The sequence below is a fragment of the Wolbachia endosymbiont of Madathamugadia hiepei genome, assembly GCF_013366855.1.
Lineage (GTDB): Bacteria > Pseudomonadota > Alphaproteobacteria > Rickettsiales > Anaplasmataceae > Wolbachia.
The window spans coordinates 1-2,708 of sequence record NZ_WQMP01000136.1; the positions used below are offsets into that span (position 1 = coordinate 1).

At 36.1% G+C, this 2,708-nt stretch carries 3 protein-coding genes and 2 pseudogenes; 1 reads left to right on the plus strand and 4 read right to left on the minus strand.

The genetic code is table 11. The features are described 5' to 3' along the window. A pseudogene (locus tag GO685_RS04610) lies at positions 1-96 on the plus strand (IS982 family transposase); the annotation flags it as partial. Between the two features lie 15 nt (positions 97-111). Here the strand turns inward: GO685_RS04610 and GO685_RS04615 are convergent. From GO685_RS04615 to GO685_RS05945, 4 genes and pseudogenes are all read right to left on the minus strand, one after another. Then, on the minus strand, positions 112-549 hold the full coding sequence (locus tag GO685_RS04615; RefSeq protein WP_175937775.1) for a hypothetical protein: 438 nt from the start codon (positions 547-549) through the stop codon (positions 112-114). 247 nt (positions 550-796) lie between these two features. Beyond that, entirely contained in the window at positions 797-2,104 is a 1,308-nt protein-coding gene (locus tag GO685_RS04620) for an adenylosuccinate synthase (RefSeq protein ID WP_175937776.1), read from the minus strand. 175 nt (positions 2,105-2,279) lie between these two features. Next, positions 2,280-2,405: a hypothetical protein gene (locus tag GO685_RS05765; RefSeq protein ID WP_281356225.1), complete on the minus strand. Its 126-nt coding sequence runs from the start codon at positions 2,403-2,405 to the stop codon at positions 2,280-2,282. A gap of 160 nt (positions 2,406-2,565) precedes the next feature. Further along, positions 2,566-2,708 (minus strand): annotated as a pseudogene (locus GO685_RS05945) (IS5 family transposase); the annotation flags it as partial.

Genomic DNA, 2,708 nt, shown 5'->3' on the forward strand with positions numbered 1-2,708 from the left:
CCTATTAACTTTTTAGTTCACATCTTTTCTACGCTTATTTCATATTCCATGCAACCCAAAAAGCCCTCTATTTCCAGCTCTTTCTTTATCGACTAATCCATAGTTAGCGTTTTAAGCCTTCTGTATAGCAGCAAAATCTTCCCCTTCTTGTAAAAGTCCTAGGAAGCCTATCTTATCTTGTAGATTTTGTAGCTTAAATTCTGCTATTATCTTTCCTAATTGAGAATGAAACTCTTCCATACTAACACTTTCTAGACTGTCTAATTTTTCATATAATTCACCACTTTCTGTAATTAGGCAGTAGCAAGACCCCATTATAGCAGGGTTCTTAGTTGAAGAACTTCTCTCTTTCATTTTACTGATATGCTCCTTAAGAGATGCCAAAGTCCGTTTAAATCCTGGTGAATATGATTTATTTTTACGCGACATCAGCACGCGATACATTACATACCAGGCACACGATGCAATTAATCCAATACCAGAACCCTTCAACTGATTATTTGTTTTTCGCACTTTCACTGCATTGTCTCCATTTATCTCACCGGGCATAACGTACCTCCTTCAAAAAAAACAATAATATTTTTAAAGCCAACAGCTCCCTCTACACAAACCCTGACAATGAAATGTTGAAAATAACTATAAACGTTAGACTTGAGCTCAACTTTTTCGCTTTCGTCATACACTGAATTTACCTTCAACATATATCATTATGCAAAGCTGTTTTGCATAATAGGTTAATGTTTGAAGTCATGCAAGTGTTTTTTTCGCTAAATAAGCGTTTTTTATTGGATAACAGCTAATAGGATGCAAAAATACTCTCAGAAAACTTAAAATCTTTAAGTTCTATAACATCCTCCCTCTTTGGACTGGTTGAAATTAGATAAATTGGTACACCTATTAATTCTTCTATTTTTCTCACATATTTCATCAAATTTGTAGGCAATTCCTCAACCGACCTTTTGCCTTGAGTGTTTTCTTTCCAACCAGGAAATTCTTCATATATCGGCTCCAATTCTCTTTGCATTGAATGTGATGCAGGCAAATAATCGTATATTCTTCTACTGCACTTATAACCAGTACATATTTTAACTATGTCAAAAGAATCAAGAATATCTAGTTTAGTTAATACAATACTTGAAGCTCCAGAGAGTTGCACTGCCTGGCGCACTAAAACTGCATCAAACCAACCGCAGCGTCTTCTCCTATTACTTACTGTTCCAAGCTCCTTGCCTATAGCAAATAAGCTATCCCCCACTTCATTTTTCTGCTCAGTAGGAAATGGACCGTTGCCTACTCTTGTTGTATAAGCTTTTGCTACACCGATAACATAAGCGTTAGAAAACAATCCTGAGCCTGTTATTGCTTGTGATGCTACGGTATTGCTTGAAGTAACGAAAGGGTATGTCCCATGGTCGATATCTAAAAATGTGCCTTGGGCACCTTCAAATATTATTTTCTTACCTTCTCTTGTAAGATCGTTCAATATTTTCCACACTGGCTTTTTGTATGGAAGAATTTTTTTTGCGATCTCTTCAATTTCCTTTAACATTTCTTCTTTTTTTACTACCTGAAAGTTTAGGCCTTTCCCGATAGCATTGTGATAATTCAGAAGAGTATCCACTCTATTATTGAGCTCATCTGCGTTTTCTAAGTCACAAAGGCGTATAGCTCTTCTTCCAACTTTATCTTCATAACACGGCCCTATTCCTTTGTTTGTTGTGCCAATCTTGTGATTCCCGTTTAAATCTTCAAATAACTTTTCCTTGTCCTTATGTACACTAAGTACCAATGGGCAGCTTTCAGAAACAATCAAATTGCTCGGGTTGATATCTATTCCCCTAGTTTTTAATGACTCTATTTCTGAGATTAGAGCATGTGAATCAAGAGCAACACCGTTTCCTATAACAGATATTTTGCCCGTCCTTAAAACAGCGGAAGGCAGCAAATTTAATTTATAAACCTCATCATCTATTACTATAGTATGCCCTGCATTATTTCCCCCCTGAAATCTCACGACTACGTCTGCGTTCTCAGAAAGATAATCTACTATTTTACCCTTTCCTTCATCGCCCCACTGTAGACCAACAATTATAATATTATTCATCAATATCTTCTGGATTAACACGTAAATATTAATGCAGTACACTACAAATGACAAGGAGTAATTCTCTGAGCTGGTTGGCTAAGATCTGTTTCTAGGTTTGAGTAACTCTCTAAATTATTGTTTGAATGGTTTTTTAGCCCACAACTATACTAACATTGTAGTTTGAGAGCAACCCTCACTGGAAGGGTGTCATGAAAGTAGCACATTTCTTATCATACCAGTGCCATCTTCTTGTCATCCCAGCACTCCTTTTCTTGTCATCCGAGTAGCCCCTTTTTTTGTCATCCCAGTGCTCAGACACTGGAATCCAGTTTTTCCATAATAATTAATGTTGTGTTTTAAATTAAGATTAGCTACTTTCTATGTTCACAAAATTAGTTTGCTTGCTTACAAGCAGACTTTTCTGGATTCCATCGGGCTTTGTTGCATGGCAACTTATGCTGTGGTGATTTATGATAAATTCATGTAACCATTTCAAACTTAGCCATGCCAATGTCAGTAAATTTATTGAGTAAATAGCACTTGATTAGCAGTTCTTTTTCACGATTTATCTCAGATTTATTCCTCAAGCTAAATCCAAATATTCTCTTCAGCCTTGAGAAAA

Bases quoted from the DNA above. Each gene is read 5' to 3' on its own strand.
- GO685_RS04615 (WP_175937775.1), bottom strand. From the start codon at position 549: ATGCCCGGTGAGATAAATGGAGACAATGCAGTGAAAGTGCGAAAAACA.
- GO685_RS04620 (WP_175937776.1), bottom strand. From the start codon at position 2,104: ATGAATAATATTATAATTGTTGGTCTACAGTGGGGCGATGAAGGAAAG.